Raw genomic sequence first — 21,112 nt, 5'->3', positions numbered from 1 at the left:
TTTGTGTTTTTATTAGTAATATTAACGAGCAAAACACATATTTTGGTTTGACAGTTAGTGTTTGATTGGTAAGTATTGCTTTGAAAAAACGAGACATGATAAGATAAATAAAAGGGTTTTTAGAGTAGTTGCAGTTAAGGGTAAGGTGGGGTATGTTGAGAAAAGAGAGTAGTAGGAAGATGGTGAGAAGGAGTAGTTATGAAGCCAGAGATGATGTATCGGCACGCTCAAATTGTTGATAGTTTGCGACGTTTGCCCAGGAAAATGTTGCAACTACATGGTCGTGATAATGTTACTGATTTCGTTTTACATGAGCTTTGTAGTCGGGACTGTTTTAATATACCCAAAGCAGCCTATTTTATTGACAACCCTTCTTTTAATTGTTTGAAGGGAATTGTAGGAATTTCTGGAGAAGAATTACAAGGGTTTGAAAATATTTGGGCGAGTCCGGATCAATTTATTGAAAAAGTAGCTCTGTCACCATTTAACCAAAAAGTACGATCTTTTAATTATGAAAGTCGTAAAAATCGTGGTCATTCACATGAAGCGATGGCGGAAACAATTGCGCAGGAACTTGGTCTGAACGACTATGGTTTTTATTCTTGGGATATGAAGCATGACAACCATGGTTTTTTGGTATGCGAAAAAGGTACCACCGAAGACCTTGAGCATCCACATGAAGAGGTTATGGTTGATGGACTATGTTTATTGAGTTTTTGTCCTGTTTATTAAATCTAGCACATGTCATTTTTCTTCAAAAGCAGCCAATCCAGGTAGTAGTGTATCACTGAGATATGCTAGAGCTGCGCCACCGCCAACAGAAAGATGATCAATTGCAGAATGATTTCCTGTGCTCAAAGCACTATCAACAGAATCGCCACCGGCAATCACGGTTTGTGCCGATGATTGTGCCATTGCATTGATGATACTTTTTGTGCTTTCGCGAGTTTCTGGTCTGTCTGCAAATCCCATAGCACAATTTAAAAAGACAGTTTTTGCCTGATTAATTATGGCAGAAAATTGAGCAACGGTTTTGGGGCCTACCGATATGCCAACTGCGTTATCAGGAAATTCTGCAGCAGGAATAATGGATAGTGGTCCATCAATTGAATCATAAGCAACTTGATAATCAACGGGAAAAATACATTCGACGTTTAAATTTTCTGCTTGCAGAATTATTTTTTTGCACGTCTCAAGCATGTTGTCATCGACGAGAGATTTTCCTACCGGTTTTGACTGTGCTTTGAGAAATGTAAAACAGAGTGCAGGACACACAAGAATAGAATCAACTTTTTGTAACAAACTATGAATGAGTGGAATTTTATCTTTTATTTTTCCACCACCAACAATTGCAACAAATGGACGTTGTGGATTATCTTTGAGCGTGCTTAATGCACGCAGTTCTTTTTCCATTAAAAAACCAATGCTACGTCTGTTCTCGGGAAACTCATATGGCAATAAGGTGACAGAACAATCATCATTGTGCACTACACCAAATGCATCATTAACATAATAGTGTGCAGTGCTCGCAAGTTGTTTTGCAAAAAAAGGGTCTCCATTTTTTTCTCCGGGAAAAAAGCGGAGGTTTTCTAGTAACAAGATCTCTTTGGATACAACTGGGGTGCCGGCAATTTTTGTAAAATCTTCAACAAAATGTATGGTGTATCCGTGTTCTTTAAACCATGGAAGCAATATTTTTGTTGAAAGTTCGGCTTCCTTGTTCTTTGGCCGTCCAATATGAGTTGCTAAAACTATGCTACCCTGATGATTAAGAATAAAATCGATTGTGGGAAGTATACTTTGTAGGCGAAAATCATTCATGATTGTGCCGTCGGATAAGGGAACGTTGAGGTCGGCACGAACAAAAACGCGTTTATTAGCGATATTCCATGAGGCTAGTTTTGGGTAGATCATTGTTATCCTTCAAAGCGTAACACTTGAGAAATATTGATGGTGCGAATGCGTTGTATGGGTAACCATGTTGCAAATAAGCTAAATATAACAACAACGCAAAAAACGGCGCATATAATGTACCAATTCATAGCAACGGGTAGATGGGTAACGTAATATGTATCCGGCAATGTAATGAAAGGATATTGTTTTAGGATCCAACTTGCAAAAAGTGCTGTTACTAGACCAAAAAAAGAAGCAACACAGCTAATTGTCATGCCCATAATAAAAAAAATTGCACTGATTGAACGGTGGGACATTCCAATGGCTTTAAGTAGTGCAATGTCAGGTCGTTTTTGTGTGATTTGCATAAAAAGAAGTGAAATAATGTTCATGCTTGCAACAAGAAGAATGAGTGCAAGAATAAAAAATGAAACATATTTTTCAAGTTTTAAACTTGCAACAAGAGATGGGTATAAATCTTTCCATGAATAGACATCAAGTCCAAGTCGGTTGTGTAATTTTTGTATGACGCTATTTTCATCGCAATGTGGTGTAAGAGTAACATTCACTTGTTCAATTGCAATGTTGGGATACAATTCTTCCAAAAACGAAAGAGAACAATACACAACGCTGCTATCAAATTCGTCAATGCCTGTATCAAAAATGCCACTAACAACAGCTGGTTGCGAGTCAACAACAATTTTTCTGCCTTTTATTTGTTTATCACGCATAAAAAGTAGTTCTACTTTGTCACCGACTGTTATCTGATTGTTACGTGCTAATTGTTTACCAATGATAATGTGATTGTTCGTAAATAATTGAGAAAATTCGGTTGATGGCAATGTTTTTATTATTTTTTTTGATAAAGAATTGGTTAATTGTTCTGTTTCAGGATCAATTCCTTTAACCATTACTACCATTGGTGTGTCTTCTGATGAATCATCGGTGCGCAGTAGAACATGATGTGTTGCCATGGGAGAAAAAGCAGTAATTTCAGGAAATTCTTTTTTTAATACGGGAAAAAGAACATCTATATCAATACCGTCTTTGTATGATTGTATAATGATATTGGAATGAATGCTTTGCATTTTTTGATGTATTGCAACTTCAAAACCATTCATAATTGCAGTGATAAGGGCTAAAGAGAACGAACCAATAAAAATACCAGCAAAACAAATGATGGTCATAGTAGAGATGCTTTTCTGATATACGTGCGCCAATAGCATGCGTTGAGCTAAAAAAAATGCGGTCATGTTCATAGGTGTCCACCTTTGCTCTTGTAAAGAATCGTCGTTTTAATTAGGATAACTAGTAACATTAAAGGTTACAAATGAAAAGGGAAATATGAAAGTATTAATGAAAATTCATACGATATATATTGCAGTGGTTGCATTATTACTGCTGCCGAGTTGTGGAAGAATTGTTGACTGGGGAGAAAGGACTTTTGTTCAAGCACCATCGTTGCAAGCGAGTATTACACAAGCTCAAAAATATATACGTTCGGTAACCATGTATGATCAATTAACAACACGTGCTCGTTTTGATGCATTATGGTTATCAGATAATGTACGTATCAATTATGCTGATTTGTTCGCATTAAAATTTGGAAAAACTGAAGAGCAAAGAAAGATTTTTTTACGACGACAACTTGAAGAAAACAATCATTTTATAACCTTCTATGTATTGAGTTTGTATGAATATCCGCTTGGTGATGTACATAGTGAGTGGGCGTTGTTTTTAGAAATTGACGACAAGCATTATGCACCAATTGAAGTTAAGTCAGTAGAGCTCTCACCAGAATATATTCATATCTTTGGCAAAAAACATAACAGATTCAAGGTGCCTTATAGTGTAAAATTTGATGCCAAAGATATTAATGATCAATTTTTAATTACTCCTGATACGCAAAAAGTCACTCTTTATTGCAGATCTCTTAATTCTGAAGTTGCTTTTGTGTGGGATATTGCACAGTAAGAAGTTCCAGATTTTACTATACATACCCCTCTGCGCTCACCCTGAACATGTTGAAGGGTTTCTTCGAGCGCTCGAAGAAACCCTTCAACATGTTCAGGGTGAGCGCGGTGAGGAAATGATGGGATTAAAAAAATGGAGAGCTAATATGAAGATTGCCATTGGCGCTGATCATCGCGGATTTTTGCATAAAGAATTTATCAAAAAACATATGCCAACAATTGAATGGATAGATGTTGGCACGGAGAGTGAAGAGCGCACTGATTATCCTCTTTTTTCTGACAAAGTTGTTGATCTTATCGTTACATATGCTGTGGAATATGGTGTGTTAATCTGCGGCACTGGTGGTGGTATGGCAATCGCTGCAAATAGATATAAAAATATGTATGCAGTTGTTGCATGGAATAAAGAAGTTGCGCAGCGGTGTAAACAAGAAGATAATGCAAATATTTTAGTGCTGCCATCAGATTTTATTGCGTATGATGACAGTGTCACAATCGTTAATGCGTGGCTTGAGCAAGATTTTAAAGGTGGTCGTTATGCGGAGCGTATTGCAATGATTGGATGAGTAATACTGTTCAGTTCTCTCCGCGCTCATCCTGAACTTGTTGAAGGATAAGAGCGCTTGATCCTTCAACAAGTTCAGGATGAGCGCACAAGAAAAGTTCATACGGACGACCATGTGGTGAGTTATGCTATAATTTTGGTAAAAAGCAAGAGGCTCCTGGAATTTCCAGGAGCCTCTTGCTTTTGTCCATTCTGACATGTCCGCCGAAGCTTTAGCAAAGGAGGATGTGTTCAAGCTATTGCGTCTACAGGTGTTTCTTCTGAAGTTACTTCTGTTGATACTTCTTCTGCTAATTCTTTTGTCGTCTCTGAGGTTGTATCAGCTGTAGAGATTTCTGTTGTTATATTTTCAACTTTATTGATAATAACTTGTATTTCTTTATCATTCAAAATACATTTTGCTATGAGTTCATCAACAATAGCGGTTAATGCTTCTTGATGAGCTTTAAGAAGTTGCATAGCATTTTCATGACATTGCTTAAGCATAGTAAACGCTTTTGTTTTTAGTTCCTCACGAACATTTTTTGGTAAAGCTTCTTGTTTAAGTCCACCAAAAACAAGTTCTTCAATTATTTTATATGCACGATCTCGATCATTCCTGTGACACGTGAATCCACAAGGTCCAAGAAGCAATTCTTCAGCAGCAAAACCTGCAAGAAGAACAGTTGCCTCATTGAGAATTTCTGTTTCACTTTTTACATTGATGGTATCATGTGATTGTTTAGTGATGAATTTACCATATTCAATTTTTTGTTGTTTATCTTTTTCATCTTTTTGAGAATAATTTTCCCATATAGCTTCGTCTTTAACATTAACCATATGCGCATAGATAGTTACTTTATCGAGCTGCTCATGCGTTTCAAGATGCATTGCTGCAAGAGCTTTACCTGCAAAATGGGTTGCAGTGATGCGAATTTCATTTTCAGGTAATTCTTTACGGTTGAACATAAGAATATTGTGTATTTCAGTATCAATACTTTCCTCAAGCAACTCTTGTGTAAGTGAAACACTGTGCATCCATGAACGTGTCATTGCATTACGAACTACGCGTTTCAAGTCTTCAAATGTTTTGTTGTTTGTCTTGTTGGCAAGTGTTTCAATATTAAATTCCTTAATATTCAGCGCCATGTTGGTCAGTTCGCGGATAAGGAATTTTACACGGTATTTCTTTGAAGGATAGTCAAAGCGAATTTCTTTGCCAAAACGACCATTTTGACGAAGTGCGGAGTCTATATTTTCAGGTTTGTTTGTTGCTGCTATAACGATAACAATCTTAGATGGATCAGCATTCATAGAACTTTGCATTGCAGTTAAGAAATCGCTTAACAATTTATTGTTGCCAATGCGTTGTAGGCCGAGTAAATCAATTTCATCGATAAATATTACTGCAGGTGCATTTTCGTAGACTTCATCTAGAATTGCTTTGATACCATATTCGTTAATTAACGCAGCATTGATATTAAAGAACTTCATTTTGTTTGCTAAGCCACGTTTTTCCATCATCAGTTCTATTTCACCGCAAAGACATTCAACGCTGAACGTTTTACCGGTACGAGGAGGACCTGTGAGTAACCATCCTTTTTCTGGCGTTGCTTCAATACGCATTAATTGCTCAGGGTTATCGATATACTGAATAATTGAATAGAATGCTTCTTTTACTTCATCAAGGCCAACCATATCTTTAAAGCTGACTGTTGGTTTAAGTTGTACTAGCCCAGGTTTGAACGTATTGAGATATTCTCCACCACGAAGGAAGTTCCACACATCATCTCTTTTTCTGATCAATTTTTCGCGAATGCCGCCACCTTCACTCCATGTTTTGTAGAGTGAAGCGATGAAGAATGTTCCAGCTAATGCTCCAAGAGGATACGTTTGTGACATAAACTTTGTAATTGCATAATCAACTACGGCGAGCATGTTTGCATCGGTTGGTATTTTTTCAGAGAAAGATTCCGTTGGTCCAGTCCATTTATTTTTACTATCATTAGTACCACCTACAATATATGGTCGTCCTGTTCTATCATCTGCAAGAGGCCCACGATTATTTGCATGAAGTTTTTTAACAAAATCTCTGATCGGTGCAGGAATATCTGTGTTGTCTTGAAAAAGCTCCCCAAATCTCCATAGTGAATACAAACCAAACAATCCGATACCACCCGCATAACTTGCTATAGTAGGCACATTATATTTGTTTGCAGGCGTTACCACATAAGAGTCAAGTGTACGAGCTGCTTTGTTGTACCACGTGAGGCCTATGTTCTGAACTGTAGTATCAAGGGCCTTGAGTTTTATATTGGTTCTGTTAAGGCCTTTTGTGAGAGATGCTGGTTCAAGATGGCTTACATTATTTCTGCTTCGACCTTTATTTATATGTTTAAGGAAGCGATTCAGATTAAATGGCTTTGTATCTTTAAAATTATTGTTTATCTGGTTGGTTAAATACGGGATAAAGGCATTACAAAATTCTGAGATCACAAAAGCAACCTCTAAGTGTTGAATTGGATCTTTTAATGCGATTATTGTTGCTTGATTTTGCAATAAAGCATTGACGGTTGCTTTATTATCAGTCAGGACTGCCATTATTTTGGCAGGATTATCTGCAAGTTTATTGAAGCCCTTTTTTACCAAAAGAGCGATTTCTGTCAGTTTGTTTTCAATTTTTTGTAAAGAATTAAAGGCTTTGATTAAGGCATCTTCGGCAAATTCTGTAAGTTCTGCCATTTGTGTCTGTTCAGAGGCTGTTAGAGGAGTGTTATCTGTTTGATTTATTTCCGCTTGAATTGTTGATCCAAGAAAAAAGGCCAAAAGTAGCATCAATTGTGCAATATTTCTTTGTTTCATTTAAAGTATTACTCCCAGATTTAGACCATAATTTGTTTTCAAAACAGTTACTAATACTACAAAGTTAGCATATTTTTTTGGTTTTGGGAAATGGGGAAGGGGCAAAATGAAGCTTTATAGTCGTTTTTCTTTACGTTTTTCCCCAAAAATTGAAAATATTTATGGTGTTTTTAATTATAAAACATTGCAAATTGTAAATTTTTAATGATATGCTAAGGTAGAAAAAAGATTAGAAAATAGCGGTTTTTTAGAAGTAGGAGATAGCGATGTTTCCTCTTACAAGGGTTAAAAAGATGGTCATGAGAGTCATAAAAGGCCACTTAGGCATTTTTTTGTGCCTTCTACAGGTATCAGTTCTTTCAGGATATGTGCAAGAAAACACCTACGGGTACGTTGTTCCAGAGAAAACCAAAATGAGCGATGGGGTGGTTGTGGAGCATGTGGTTTTATATCCGCAAGAGGGACACGATTCTTTGGAAAAGATTACCCGTAATGGGATGTTAGCCCGTTGTGACAACGCAAAGGCCACAATTTTGATATGCCATGGGTTTATGTGCGATAAGTACGATGTTGGGATATTACGGAAAGTTTTTAAAAAAAGTCAGTTTAATGTAATGACTTTTGATTTTAGAGCGCATGGGCAGGATAGTCAGGGTCAATATTGTACTTTTGGCCGCGATGAAGCGTTAGATGTGATTGCGGCGGCAAAATTTTTGAGTAATCATCCAGATCTCCAGGGTGTACCGCTTATTGCTTATGGCTTTTCAATGGGTGCAGTTTCTGCAATAGAAGCGCAGGCTTTGTCTTTAGATTTATTCGATGCAATGATCTTGGATTGTCCGTTTGAATCAAGTGAAAAAGTAATCAAGAGTGGGCTTGAAGGGTTGAAGGGTTCAGTTTTTGGGTATGAGTTCGATTTGCCAGGTAAAGATTTTTTACAAAAATATGCATTTCACCCGTATGTTCAAGCATTAGTTAAGGCAGTATTAAAAACGGTTGCGCAGTTGGATGCGACTGGTGTGAATACAAATTTCTGTCCTTTGTACCCTGCCGAATCAGCCAAAAAGATTGTTGTGCCAGTATTTTTTATTCACTGTAAAAATGATCAGAAAGTTTCTGTTGAACAAGTTAAGCATGTATATGAAGGAGCTGCTGGATTTAAGCGTTTGTGGTTAACAAATGGCCGTCGTCATTATGATTCATTTTTTTATAATCCAGAGAAATACATAGAACAAGTACGAGAGTTTTGTAGTCAGGTAATTAATGATGATATTTCAGAAATGCCACAAGAGGGCATTATTGAAGACGATGAGGATGATGATCATTTATTTGCTTAATAAAAAAATTATTAATAAAGGGAGAAGGGATGAAAATTTATAATAAAAAAATAGTAAAAATAACGATGTTATGCGTGTTATTAGTTGGTGGTTTTTTGCAAGCAAAAGTAAGAGCGATTACTACTCGAAGAGATTTTGAGCAACGTTTATCAAAAGATGGTAAAGATGGCATGGTAGTAGTACTTTTTTATGAAAGTCAAAAAAGAAACGGTGATGCGCGTAACAGAAATAAAGGCTTGACGCGCATGTATGAAGATTTGAGTAATTATCAACCATACAACGATGCGGACGTTGTTTTTCTCAAAGTAAATACTGGTCGTAAAGAGTTGGCTGATCTTGCTTTGTTATATAGTGTCAAAACTGTGCCAACATTTATATTTTTTAACAGTGGTAAACGATGTGTTGATGATCAAGGATCGGCAATAGTATTGAATGGTTTTGTTTCACGCGTAGATTTACAGTCTTTTATTGATCAGTATTATGGTGCAGAAGTAAAAAGACGTGTTGCAGAAAAAGAAGACAGAAGAGATCAGCGTATGAAAGAAGAAGGTGAAAGTTGGAAACCGTACTTCTATCCGCGTGATATTTTTGTACGAGATTATGATACTGCCGAGTCGAAAAAAAATATGGAATAATTATACCAAAATTTAGATAGTTTAAAGGGGTTCGTATCTTTCGACAAGCTCAAGACGAACGGGATGAGAGAATCGAATCCCGTGAAGTACTGAGCGCACGTTTACTACTGAGCTTGACGAAGCATCAAGACGAACGGATAATAAATTTAAATACGATTAAAAGATATAAAAAATATTCAATTCCCGTTCGTCCTGAGCCTGTCGAAGGATACGAACTCAAAAAAAAGATAACAAAAAACGGTTCTGCTTTTAAGCAGGACCGTTTTTTGTTACTATTATTAGCACTATTTAACTATTTCACGGAGTAAAATGTATGGTAAATGTTTCGCTTGCCACTAAAGATTTATTGTCTCAAAATGTTGATTGTTATGCTTTTATTGTTGAGAAAGATTTTGATATTACATATTTAAGTAATACCTTAAAAGATGTATCACCGGATTTTGCGGCTATTGTAAAACAGCGTAAGTTTGTCGGCAATTTGCAAGAAACTATTGCTGTTCCTGTAATACTAGATGGTCGAGTTGCTTTTTGTATTGTTGTTGGTATTGGTGGGAAAGAATCAAAAAGTGTGAGTGCTATTGAGCGTTATCGTCGAGCATTAGGTCAATTGGTAAAAGAAGTGCGTGCATGTAAAGGGGCTTCTGTTGCTTTACAGGTGCTAGCGAAGTTGGGTATCAATGCATCTGCATTTTATATGGCTGAGCAAACTGTTATAGCATTGCAAATGGCACAGTATCATTTTGATGATTATCTTACTGATAAAAAATCCAAAGAAAACAAATTGGCAGAGGTTATCCTTGTTGCCGATGAACAACATGAAAAAGAAGCTGAGCGTGGTATAAAAGACGGAAATATTATTGCCAAAGCAGTTAACCAGGCGCGTCATTGGGTTGACACTCCGCCATCAAACTTAACACCACAGCATATGGTAGAAGAAGCTCAAAAAGTTGCAAAACGCAATGATCTTAAGTTCACTGCATTCCATGAACAAGAAGTTATAAAAATGGGCATGGGTGGGTTAGCCGCTGTTTCGAAGGGTTCTGAAATTGATTGTGCATTAATTATTCTTGAATATAAAGCAAAATCACCGAACGTGCCCACACTTTGTTTTGTTGGAAAAGGAATTACTTTTGATTCTGGTGGATTAAGTTTAAAACCAGCAGATTACATGGAAACAATGAAAGAAGACATGTCTGGTGCAGCAGCAGTTATTTCTGCGATTGATGCGCTTGCACAGTTGCAACCAGACGTGAATATTGTTTCTATTGCACCAACCTCAGAAAATTTACCAAGTGGTCGTGCTACAAAACCCGGTGATATTGTAACGTTTTATAATGGTAAAACAGCAGAAATTAAAAATACGGATGCAGAAGGGCGCTTAATTCTAGCTGATGCTCTTTCATATGCGGTGAAACATTATAAGCCAGATGTAATTGTTGATTTAGCAACATTAACAGGTGCATGTTCGCGCGCGCTCGGGCCATTCTATAGTGGATTATTTAGCGAGCATCCAGAATTGGTTGAACGTTTGCATAAAGCAGGCAACCTTTCTGGGGAGCTTTTATGGCAGTTGCCAATGGGCGATGATTATAAAAAAGCGATTACTTCAACAGTAGCCGATATTTGTAATATTGGTAGTAAGCAAATACCAGCGGGAGCAACAACTGCAGCACATTTCTTACAATATTTTGTTGATGATGTTGCATGGGCACATATTGATATTGCAGGTACGGCATTTGATGTACCAAATATTTCGTACTATCGTCCTGGAGGAACGGGTGTTGGTGTTAGGTTGTTGGTTGAATTAGCAATGAACTGGAAGAAGTAAGAATTACATATTAAAGGCACCAAATACAAAAAGAGCCCCTGAAAACTCAGGGGCTCTTTTTGTATTTTGATTAAGAGCCTATCCCTAAACTATAAATTTACTTAAATTATTTCCCGCGCTCATCCTGAACTTGTTGAAGGATCAAGCGCTTTATTCTTCAACAGGTTCAGAATGAGCGCTTGGGAAGAGTTTAGGGATAGGCTCTAATTGAAAAGCAACAAAAGACACATCGTATGTCGCATAAGGTATGTTGTTTTGTTAAAAGACAAAAGAGCAATAAGCAAAATTCTTGTTTAATTTTTGTTTTAATTGCTATTATAATAATGTGATATGTTTTTATGTGTAATAAGGATTTTTTATGAAATCATATAACTGTTTTTTTATAAAATTATTTGTAGTTTATGTATTATTTTCCATACCGGTTCTTTTGGGTATGTATACCCCTGAAGCATTTAAAATGAGGCAGCAATATGGCTTAATGAGAAGACGACAACCATTATTGGCTCTAGGACCTTCAACTTCTATGCAAAAACAAACTCATTTGGTTCCAGCAGATACACAGTCAATGCAAGAGCTTGGTTTATGTCCATTGTTTGTTAAACAAGAGAGTTTTCAGATGGATCCTGCTTTGGTACAAGACATGATTCAGGATTTACAAAAACAAGGATTGAGTGAGGCTGATATTCAGCAGCAACTTGCAGGATTAAGTGCTGCTCCTGGTCCTAAATATCATATTTTCAAGCCGAGTAAAGTGGATGCACTGTTCGAAGAAAAATCTGTTAGTATAGATGCGCCATGCGTCGTTCCTTTAGGCATGTTTGAACATTGGAACAGAAATTTATTGCAGCTTAAAAGCCTTGATCAATTTGAACTCGCAGAGAAAACATCATTATCTCCAGCGCTTTGTGCAGGGCATGCGTTAAATAACGCATGCCTTATCAGAGATTATGCTGAAACTGGTGAAGTTAAGTATCTTTCGTATTTGCACAATATTAATGATGCTGCAAATTTTCTTCTCAATCTAAAGATTGATGATTGGATTAATGTTGAAGTGGTAAAAGCAAATTTAGAAGCAATGAGTAAAGATTTTACTATTGATATTTCTAATATCTCCGCAGTGAGTGCTGTTGCCTTATTTGATTCAAATCTTGATAAAATTCCTGAATTTGCATTGTTTAGTGCAGATGAATTTAAATATGTTCAAAATCTTAAGCAAAAATTACGTGAAGATTTTAAGAAAGATTATTTTACTTACGTCATTATTATCGGCAATGAAGAGGTGGCAGAGTCGCACGGGCATTATTTTGCGTTTGCCATTATCAAAGTACTTAATGAAATACAGTACGTAGTGTTGGATACGTTGCCCAATGTGTATCATTTGCAAGAAGGATCTCACCAAAGAAATCGCCTCATGTATCTAATACAAAACATTGAACAAGGATATTCAGATATTAATCTTGCAAATATTCGTGCGTATATGTTGCGACTGCATGGTGCATTTAATTAATTACTCAACAGCAGCAGTAAAGTTCTGAGTAAATAGATCTTCTTCAATTTCTAATTCAGCAGCATGAATACGCTTCCATTCACCAAGTGAAATAGGGAAATGTGGTAGTGCCAGTTTGAGCAATGTTTGTGCATACATTCTTATTTCGTACTGCGCTCCTGCGTGCAAGCGTAATTTTAAAAAATGCATGAGCGAATGTAAATTACACGTGAAAATAAATTCCGTGTACGTGCACAATGGCAACACGCTCCGCGCAATTTCTCTGCCTACACCATTTTCAAGTAAATATTCGTATGCTTGTACACTTTGTGCAATTGATTCTTTAAATTTTTGTGTAAACTCTGCGTTATCAAATGAACCAATAGAAGCTTGTTTATTTTTAAGATCTTGTGATCGCCATTTTGGTGGTACATAAAATTCAAGAGATGCTTTTACATAGCGGTAACTAATTTCATTATAGGAATTCATACGATGGCGCATCCACTGGCGAGCAACAAAGATTGGTGCTTTAATACGGAAAGAAAATTGATTATGTTCAAATGGACTTGTGTGATTATGTTCCATAAGAAAACCAATCAATTTTTTATCACGATCAGTTACTTCTGTTGATGTTTTACCATAAGAAACACGCGCGGCATTGACAACATCAAGGTCAGATCCTGACACACGTACAAGTTCAACTGAGCTGATGCCATCTCCAAGTGGATCTATATTGTTTTCTGGCACAAAGTATGCTGTTGTAGTATCAATTTTTAATGAATGGTTTTCCATTTTGTTGCCTTATTCAAAGGATTAAAAGAGGCTTTAATTTTTACTTTCACGAACCATGTTTATAATAACACCGATCATAAAAAGATAACAGACCAGAGACGTGTTTCCATAACTGATAAACGGCATTCCAACACCCTTTGTTGGAGCTAATCCTGTTGCAACAGCCATATTCATAACAGTTTGTAAATGGATAAGAATCATAAAGCCAAGTACAACTAATGTATTAAAAGTACTCGTTAATTGATGTGCAATACGAATGCCAAAATATAAAAGCAAAATGAACAATGTGATTAAAAACATGCATCCAATTAATCCTGTTTCTTCGGCAATAATTGAGAATATAAAATCGGTATGTTGCATGGGAAGATAAAAAAACTTTTGTCGTGAGTGCGCAATTCCCGTACCTAACCAGTTACCAGAACCAATTGCTATCAAAGATTGAATAATTTGAAAACCACTTCCTTTAGGATCTTGCCAAGGATTTAAGAATGTTAATACACGTTGCAATCGATAAGGGCGAAAAAGGATGAGTAAAGCTGCACTTGCAGCAAGGCCAATAAGTGTGACTATGATGTGCTTGATTTGTGCGTGTGCGCAAAAGAATAAAATAATGGTGGTCAATAGTAGTGTGATGGTCATACCAAAATCGGGTTGTTTGAGAAGGGCGATGCACATAAGGCTGATAAGCGTACAAAAAGGAATAAATTGTTTGAGTGCAATGCTTCCCTTTTGTGTTTTTTTTTCAAGAAAATAAGCGACGTAAAACAGTAATGTTATTTTAAGTAATTCACTAGGCTGAAATGAAAAACCAGCAAAAGAAAGCCATCTGCTTGATCCATGAATGGTGCGAGAAAATGTTGGCAGTAATGTCATAATAACAAGACCAAGTGAGCCTAAAAACAAAAGAGGTGCAGTGCGCCTGATAAAATTGAGTGGTGATGCGCGGCCAATGCAGAGTGCAAAAAACCCAAGACCAAGTCCTGCAAGCTGACGTTTTACAAAAAAGACTGATGAACCAAATGTTTCAAGCGCGTAGACAGAACTTGATGAATATACAAAAAGGCATCCAATAAGAATAAGCGTTGCAATTATGGTAAGAAATACATTGAGGTCTGAGTAGAGGGGTAGTTTTTTTGAAATCATACAAATAAACTTTCTAAGTTAAAATCTTTTGCGCTCTGATCCTTCAACAAGTTCAGGATGAGCGCGTGGAGAGGTAATTTTTTTCCATGTACGATTTAATCAATTCTTTAAAATGCTTTCCTCGTTGTTCATAATTTTCATATAGATCGTAACTACTTCCTGCAGGAGATAGCAATACACAATCTCCAGATTGTATTCTATCAATACAATTTTTAATAGCAGAATCAAGATTGGCATAATGTGTTGAGGGAATTGCATTGTCAAAGCACATGCTGTACAGCATATCAGCTTCTTTACCAAAACAATAAATATGCTTCACTTGATTTTTTAACTGTGCAATAAGTGGCGCACGATCAACTCCTTTGCTCAATCCACCCAAAAAAAGGTGAAGAGGGCGATTTTTTAATTTTTCAACAGCGGCAAGGGTTGATGCTGTTGTGGTAGCTTTAGAATCATTATAAAAATCAACGTTATGTATGGTGCCACTGTATTCGACGCGATGTTCGGGTAGATTTATTGTTGTTGCTACTGTTTCTAGTGTGTTGGAGCTAATTTTTAATAAATCGCACACGCTTACAATAAGAAGCATATTATCGATAAAAGAAAGATGTAATAGGTTTGGTGTGAGTAGCATAAGAGGTGTGTGTATGCCATGTGCATAACGCACTACCATGTTGGATTTAATATAATAAAGTTGTTCATTATCTTTTAAACTAAGTAACTGATCGTTTCCTGGAATGGTTATTGTAAAATATGCTCGTATGTGATGTATGGGTACAGCAGGAATTTTCTCACGTAACGTAAATGGAATGAGAGACAAGCTATTATTCTTCTGATGTTTTACAATATTATATTTTGCCGAAAAATATTCAGCTTCCGATGGGTGATAATCAAGATGGTTTGGATAAAAATTTGTCCAGATAGAAAGCGTTGGTGCAAAGTTTGTGCAATGCATCAGTTGAAAGCTAGAGGCTTCCAGCAACGTATAATCAACATTATTTTGCTGTGCAATTAAGTCAAAGATTGGTGTTCCAATGTTTCCGCCTACAGCAACGGGAATTGATAGTTCCTTAAAAAGTTGCGCAAGAATATGAGTAACTGAAGTTTTACCAATGCTGCCGGTAATGGCAATAATTGGCTTGTTACATTGCTGATAGAAAAAATCTAATTCATGTACCCATTTTGCACTATGCGTCGCGTAACACAGGGGGCTTATGTTAATCCCAGGAGAAGGAATAATGAAATCACAAGAATTAAAAAATGTTTCTTGTTCATGTTCGTTGTACCAGGTTATATTTTTTTCTTGCACATATTCTTGTTCTTGTGCTGTTGGGACGCGTTTATCCATCACACTTAAACAATATCCTTGTTCGTGCAAATAGTGTGCAGCAGATCTGCCAACTTTGCCAAAACCCCAAATGCCAAGATGTGCATTTTTATGCGGTATATTCATAGTTGTGTACTTTCAGAATTAGTTTTTATTATTATGCATTATATCAAATTTATTCATGTTTTTTATTGCTGATGCAAAAAAGACAAAAAAGTTGCAATTATTAGTAGTTCCTGGTGATCCTTGTGGTTCAGTAGCAGCACTTGTTAAAATTAAATTTGATAAAGAAATCAAATACAAAAATTAAGTTAATTATCATATAAAACGTACGTGCTAATAATGTTCTAAAAAAACTGTTAGCACGTAGTTTTTTTTGTTATTATTATTTGTATAAAAAAAAGGAAATGTATGAAGACTTTGTATGAAAGTTTTAATATGGATGAATTGATTCATCCTTTTATTGCAGCACAAGACATTTCTCTTAATTCTCGTACTACCTACATTAATGCATTGGTACAGTTTGCACGTTGGTGTAAAGAAAAACAGATTGTCTATCCAAAGCACGAAACAGTTTTATCGTACAAATTTTGGCTTGATTCAAAACAGCTCAGTTCATATACAAAAGCAGTGTACATTGTAGTGATTAAGCGATTTTTTTTATGGGCAGATGAGTCAGGATTATATGAGAATATTTCACGCAAGGTAAAAGGGATTAAACGTTATTCAAAAAGTCACCAGAAAGAATCACTTTCTATTGATTCACTCAAAAAATTATTATCATCAATTAATTGTTCTGATATACGTGGTAAGCGTGATTTTGCGTTGATTAATATTTTGGTGCGTACGGGACTTCGACTTAAAGAAATTGCATCAGCAACGCTAGAAGATATGTATGAACAACGTGGAGAAATGTTATTGTGGATACACGGAAAAGGGCGATCTAGTAAAGATGAATTTGTTTTATTAACACCACAAACATTAACATCGTTACATGATTATTTACAAGTGCGTGTCATCAAAAATGAAAAAGAACCATTATTTGTTTCATTAAGTGATCGTAATTATGGAAAAAAGTTAACCATATTCTCACTCTCTCGTATCATTAAACGTCGATTGCGTGCAGCAGGGTTTGATAGTAAGCGAATCACTGCGCATAGTTTGCGTCACACATTTGGTGTACTTTCTATGCAGGCAGGAGCTTCACTGTATGAAGTACAGCTCGCCATGCGTCACACAGCACCAACAACAACACAATTGTATTTAGGTGATATTGAACGGATTAAGCGATTAGAAGCATCTCCCGAAAGAAAAATGAGCAATTTATTGGATGTTTAATCTGCTACGACTCATTTCAGATCGTTCTAAAGGGTTAAAAATATAGCGACAATCTTTCAATTGATCGTTCTCTTGAGATAACGCAAAAATATCAGTCTTGTCTTTTGGGGAAAAGGGAAAGTTTGCTAAAAATTTCTTGCGGAGGTTTGTATAAGGAGATTCTTCTTTGGGCACAGAATGTTCAATATAGGTTGTTGCATAGGATTCACCTTTATTGTACAGATCAATTTTTGCCGTATTATATACATCAATATGATGTTTCAATGCATTTGTTATCTTGTTTCTTTCTTGCCAATTTACCGTTTTGCTCCACACATTGAAAAACCACAAATTTTTTCTTTCTTCATTAAGTTTCAGTAAAGATTGATGAAGCGTATCAATTTCTGATGAAACACTTTCTGATGAAACACTTTCTGATGAAATATTATTCAATCCGTTTGTTAATGTATGTTCTTGATACTTACAACAACAGTCTTGTTCTAATCTTTTGTGTTCTTTAATCATGTTCTGTAACAATAACTTATGCTTTTCATTAATTTTTGGTCGAGCGTCCACAGAATCTATTGGTTGTTTTCCTTTGTTATCACGATTGATCTCTAATAGGAAACTTTTGATGTCACCTGTCTGTTTGGTAATAAGAACTTGTGGTTGCGGATTTGTCGTCTGAGGAATGATATTTGTTGGTGGTTGATACCAAGGCGATAATGAACTAACAAATAACTTTGCGACCTCAACCGTAGTAGTAGCAGTGTTTTTTATGCCATTAACGAATTCTTTTTTATCGAATGATGCAACACGATTGAATGCCTGTGATGTAATCGATGTAATATTAGCTAATGTCCATAAAGCTTCTTTTTTTGTTTCATTTTGCTGTAATTTCATATCTTTTATATTGTCATTTGCAGCATGTTCATAAACAAAGGAAAAGTGTTGATTTTCCCTCTGTAGCATTGCTCTTGACTGGCAGTGTGACCTGTGTAAACATTCTAGTAATTCTATACAAAAATATTTTTGTAGGTTGTTGCAGTAATCAACAAAAGGCCGCTTTTCTTTAGAGTTACAAAGGAAATCAATTGTGGCGTTGACTCTTGGGTCTTTTAAAAAATTATGAATATTTGCGGCATTAATAATTTTGCGTTCATGTAATGTTCTAATGCTACAAAAAATAGTATCATTTTTTATAGCATCATATCTGCGTGGCCCAATTAATCTTTTTACCATTTCGTTATAATTGTTTAAAATCCAGCAACATAAACGCTCTAAAAAGGGGACCGAAGATAGTATTTTTGCAATGCGTGAGATGGTAGCAATAGTTTTCTTTGGCGATTTTGATGGTTCTGGTGTAATGTTTAATTTTTTTTCTATATCTTTTTTTTCGCTCAAAAGAATTTCTATTTTTTGATGAGGTGCGCTGAGAATATCATTGAAAATGAAGTTGCTTGCTGTAGATACCATTCCTTTTGGTCTACCATACATTGGGCGATTGGATGTAGATATAAAATTTGAAAAAGTTGATTCGTATTGTGCTATAATGTTCGACAGGCCAGTTTGAAATTCAAGTGGTGTGTTTGTAGGAGAATAAAGCTTGTCAAGTTGATTGCGAATACCAGATAAGGGCAATATAACCAAATTGACAATATCATTCATTATATTCAAGGATAACTGAGGTATTATATATTTTATGATTATATTTTTTGTCTTATCGGGACTATGTTTTGCTATGGTTTCAAAAATACTGACCAATCGCTTTTTTTGAAGCTGAGTACAATTTTTAATTACCCGTTCTAACTCATTTATATAACCATGACATTTATTAATTTCTTGCCTTGCTGTGCGTAAGCTTTCAGGAGAATCTTTTATGAGCAAAGATGCATTCAAAAAACATCGATTAATTTTATGTGTATAACTTACAATAGGGTATACATAATCATCATATGCAGACGTGTTTTCCACGCCCATCATATTATTAATCAAAAAAAATAGATTTAGAAAGAATAAATGGAGTATTTTGTGTTTTAGCATAGATTCTTCATTTTTTAATATAATTTTCCTAATAGTCATAAGTTTAGCAATAATTATAAAAATAGCAAGTTATACTAAAAGAAGATACATTTAGTGTACTTTACATATGAAGTGCAACTTGACATGCGTCATACTGCGCCAACAACACAATTGTATTTAGGTGATATTGAACGGATTAAGCGATTAGAAGCTTATCCTGAGAGAAAAATGAATAATTTATTGGATCTATAATAATCTGCTAGATCGGACCCTTTTGACAAAACCCTGCAATTATTGCATAATAGAAAATAGATGTAGTTTAAACCAAAAAATGGGGTTTTTTTTATGAAGAATAGTAATGTAAAAATAGCACTGATAGCAGTTTTATTGGGTAGTATGCCTTCAATGAACGCTATGGGACGATTGATTGTAAAAGGTTTGCATAAACCTATTACAAACGCATCATCTTTCTGGTTTACAGGAAAAAGTGCTTGCAAGTTTACAAGATCAGGCAAGAAACGGTATAATTCCTTCACGTGAAGATCTTGCTAAGTTTGATAGTTATGCCTTATCGAATTACTATGGCATCCTTAATTTGCCGGATAAGTATGGTCATACGCTTTTAAATTATGTAGTTAAAAGTCCTGATTCTTTTGAGCGCAGAAAATTTCTCAAACTTCTTGATTATCGAGGTGCACAGCTAACCGCTCATGACAAATACCACATGGGACCACAAGCATTATTCAGGGCGCTTCTTAATCTACCGCTTGAGGCGTCAGCAAAAACTACAGTAAAGGTTTTTCGTACTTTCGTAACAAAGAATACAGAAGATAAATTACAACATAGAGCTTCTTCATTTAAAATGTCGGGGCAGCAAGTAGAAGAACGACATAACAAGGTTGCAGAAGTCAAAAAAACTTTTGGGGTTATTAAAGATGATTTATTAACTGCACGTCAAAAAGAACAAGTACAGGCGCAAAAAGATAAACAGATGCCTGCATATTAACTATTCTTGGATCTTTTTTGTTATTAAAAAAAACTATCAGAAATATATTTTGTGTGCATGAAGTAATTTTGCATCAATACCTATACATTTTTAGAAAAATATACTTGACGTGTTGTTTGTTGGCAAGCGTTAAAAACGTTCGTTAAAATCGATGGTAGAAATTGTTATTTTCCCGTCAGTTTTTTATAAAAACTATCTTTTTTCAGTGTGTGCCAAAAAATTTAAGTTTCTTAACATAGAAAAGTCCTTTTTATAAGGATTTGTTGTGAAATGGGTTGAAAGAGGATAAGCTCTTGTCTAAATTACAAATGACTTACATATTTGGGGGGCATCATGAACTTGCGTTGCTACAAAAAAGGGATTGTTTTGGCAGTTGTGTTTTTTGGTCATGTCATATTTGGAATGGATGAGAAACCACAATATAAACTATGGGGGAAATCTTCTGAACTGGATATGATTGTGCAACTACCCTTAGAGTTACAAAAAGTAATCATAGAAGAATATGAAAAAAAAGTCAGAAAGATATTTTACTTAAAAACTGTTTTTGACTGTAATTCTTCGGTTAATTCAGTAGCATTTTCACCGGATAATAAGTTATTAGCAACAGGATGTAATGATAATAAAGCACGGATTTTTAATGGAGCAACACAAGAGTGCATTGCAGTATTAAAGCATGATGATTGGGTCAGGTCAGTAGCATTTTCACCGGATAATAAGTTATTAGCAACAGGATGTGGTGATAAGAAAGTACGGATTTTTAATGGAGCAACACAAGAGTGCATTGCAGTATTAGATCATGGTCGTTATGTCTATTCAGTAGCATTTTCACCAGACAGTAAGTTATTAGCAACAGGATGTAATGATAAGAAAGCACGGATTTTTAATGGAGCAACACAAGAGTGCATTGCAGTATTAAATCATGATGATTGTGTCAATTCAGTAGCATT

Annotated in this window: 19 protein-coding genes; 12 read left to right on the top strand and 7 right to left on the bottom strand. The window is 35.6% G+C overall.

Features of this window, described 5'->3' with window-relative positions; all coding sequences use genetic code 11:
• Positions 1-198 precede the first annotated feature (198 nt).
• Positions 199-732 carry a hypothetical protein gene (locus VJJ26_03610; protein HLC07249.1) on the top strand — a complete coding sequence of 178 codons (534 nt, stop codon included), beginning with the start codon at positions 199-201 and terminating at the stop codon, positions 730-732.
• A gap of 12 nt (positions 733-744) precedes the next feature.
• On the opposite strand, the gene pgk is transcribed toward VJJ26_03610, so the two are convergent.
• Both pgk and VJJ26_03600 read right to left on the bottom strand, forming a co-directional pair.
• Entirely contained in the window at positions 745-1,914 is a 1,170-nt protein-coding gene (gene pgk, locus VJJ26_03605) for a phosphoglycerate kinase (GenBank protein HLC07248.1), read from the bottom strand.
• A 2-nt stretch (positions 1,915-1,916) separates the two neighbouring features.
• Positions 1,917-3,152: an FtsX-like permease family protein gene (locus VJJ26_03600; protein HLC07247.1), complete on the bottom strand. Its 1,236-nt coding sequence runs from the start codon at positions 3,150-3,152 to the stop codon at positions 1,917-1,919.
• A gap of 85 nt (positions 3,153-3,237) precedes the next feature.
• Between VJJ26_03600 and VJJ26_03595 the strand changes: the two genes are divergently transcribed.
• Together VJJ26_03595 and VJJ26_03590 are read left to right on the top strand one after the other, a co-directional pair.
• A complete protein-coding gene (locus tag VJJ26_03595; GenBank protein HLC07246.1) occupies positions 3,238-3,867 on the top strand; it encodes a hypothetical protein in 630 nt (209 codons plus the stop codon).
• Between the two features lie 145 nt (positions 3,868-4,012).
• Entirely contained in the window at positions 4,013-4,432 is a 420-nt protein-coding gene (locus VJJ26_03590; protein HLC07245.1) for an RpiB/LacA/LacB family sugar-phosphate isomerase, read from the top strand.
• A gap of 230 nt (positions 4,433-4,662) precedes the next feature.
• Here VJJ26_03590 and VJJ26_03585 read toward each other — a convergent pair whose 3' ends face one another.
• Positions 4,663-7,272: an AAA family ATPase gene (locus VJJ26_03585; GenBank protein ID HLC07244.1), complete on the bottom strand. Its 2,610-nt coding sequence runs from the start codon at positions 7,270-7,272 to the stop codon at positions 4,663-4,665.
• A gap of 293 nt (positions 7,273-7,565) precedes the next feature.
• Between VJJ26_03585 and VJJ26_03580 the strand changes: the two genes are divergently transcribed.
• The 4 genes from VJJ26_03580 (at position 7,566) to VJJ26_03565 (ending at position 12,579) form a co-directional block, all read left to right on the top strand.
• A complete protein-coding gene (locus VJJ26_03580; GenBank protein HLC07243.1) occupies positions 7,566-8,609 on the top strand; it encodes an alpha/beta fold hydrolase in 1,044 nt (347 codons plus the stop codon).
• Between the two features lie 29 nt (positions 8,610-8,638).
• Positions 8,639-9,244 carry a thioredoxin family protein gene (locus VJJ26_03575; GenBank protein HLC07242.1) on the top strand — a complete coding sequence of 202 codons (606 nt, stop codon included), beginning with the start codon at positions 8,639-8,641 and terminating at the stop codon, positions 9,242-9,244.
• A 313-nt stretch (positions 9,245-9,557) separates the two neighbouring features.
• The gene (locus tag VJJ26_03570) at positions 9,558-11,072 is read left to right on the top strand and encodes a leucyl aminopeptidase (protein ID HLC07241.1); all 1,515 of its coding nucleotides are present in this window, start codon (positions 9,558-9,560) and stop codon (positions 11,070-11,072) included.
• 358 nt (positions 11,073-11,430) lie between these two features.
• Positions 11,431-12,579, top strand: coding sequence for a hypothetical protein (locus tag VJJ26_03565; protein HLC07240.1), 1,149 nt, complete (start codon positions 11,431-11,433; stop codon positions 12,577-12,579).
• On the opposite strand, the gene thyX is transcribed toward VJJ26_03565, so the two are convergent.
• The 3 genes from thyX to murD are packed head-to-tail and all read right to left on the bottom strand — an operon-like array spanning position 12,580 to position 15,946.
• Positions 12,580-13,350, bottom strand: a complete 771-nt coding sequence (gene thyX, locus VJJ26_03560) for an FAD-dependent thymidylate synthase (protein ID HLC07239.1) — start codon at positions 13,348-13,350, stop codon at positions 12,580-12,582.
• Positions 13,351-13,383: 33 nt separating this feature from the next.
• Complete coding sequence (gene ftsW, locus VJJ26_03555) at positions 13,384-14,493, bottom strand: putative lipid II flippase FtsW (protein HLC07238.1); 1,110 nt, start codon at positions 14,491-14,493, stop codon at positions 13,384-13,386.
• 52 nt (positions 14,494-14,545) lie between these two features.
• Complete coding sequence (gene murD, locus VJJ26_03550) at positions 14,546-15,946, bottom strand: UDP-N-acetylmuramoyl-L-alanine--D-glutamate ligase (protein HLC07237.1); 1,401 nt, start codon at positions 15,944-15,946, stop codon at positions 14,546-14,548.
• A gap of 55 nt (positions 15,947-16,001) precedes the next feature.
• On the opposite strand from murD, the gene VJJ26_03545 reads away from it, so the two are divergent.
• On the top strand, positions 16,002-16,130 hold the full coding sequence (locus VJJ26_03545; protein HLC07236.1) for a hypothetical protein: 129 nt from the start codon (positions 16,002-16,004) through the stop codon (positions 16,128-16,130).
• A 101-nt stretch (positions 16,131-16,231) separates the two neighbouring features.
• Positions 16,232-17,158: a tyrosine-type recombinase/integrase gene (locus VJJ26_03540; GenBank protein HLC07235.1), complete on the top strand. Its 927-nt coding sequence runs from the start codon at positions 16,232-16,234 to the stop codon at positions 17,156-17,158.
• Here the strand turns inward: VJJ26_03540 and VJJ26_03535 are convergent.
• Positions 17,144-19,111, bottom strand: a complete 1,968-nt coding sequence (locus VJJ26_03535; protein HLC07234.1) for a hypothetical protein — start codon at positions 19,109-19,111, stop codon at positions 17,144-17,146. The genes VJJ26_03540 and VJJ26_03535 overlap by 15 nt on opposite strands.
• Before the next feature lie 162 nt (positions 19,112-19,273).
• Between VJJ26_03535 and VJJ26_03530 the strand changes: the two genes are divergently transcribed.
• The 3 genes from VJJ26_03530 to VJJ26_03520 all read left to right on the top strand — a co-directional run.
• Positions 19,274-19,411 carry a hypothetical protein gene (locus tag VJJ26_03530; GenBank protein HLC07233.1) on the top strand — a complete coding sequence of 46 codons (138 nt, stop codon included), beginning with the start codon at positions 19,274-19,276 and terminating at the stop codon, positions 19,409-19,411.
• Between the two features lie 235 nt (positions 19,412-19,646).
• Positions 19,647-20,165 (top strand): hypothetical protein, encoded by a 519-nt coding sequence (locus VJJ26_03525; GenBank protein HLC07232.1) that lies wholly within the window; start codon positions 19,647-19,649, stop codon positions 20,163-20,165.
• 333 nt (positions 20,166-20,498) lie between these two features.
• A partial coding sequence (locus VJJ26_03520; protein ID HLC07231.1) for a hypothetical protein occupies positions 20,499-21,112 on the top strand: 614 nt, incomplete at its 3' end.

Source organism: Candidatus Babeliales bacterium (genome assembly GCA_035288105.1).
In the GTDB taxonomy this organism is placed as follows: Bacteria; Babelota; Babeliae; order Babelales; family Vermiphilaceae; genus SOIL31.
Note: the sequence above shows the minus strand (reverse complement) of the source record. Positions and strands in the feature narration are given on the sequence as shown.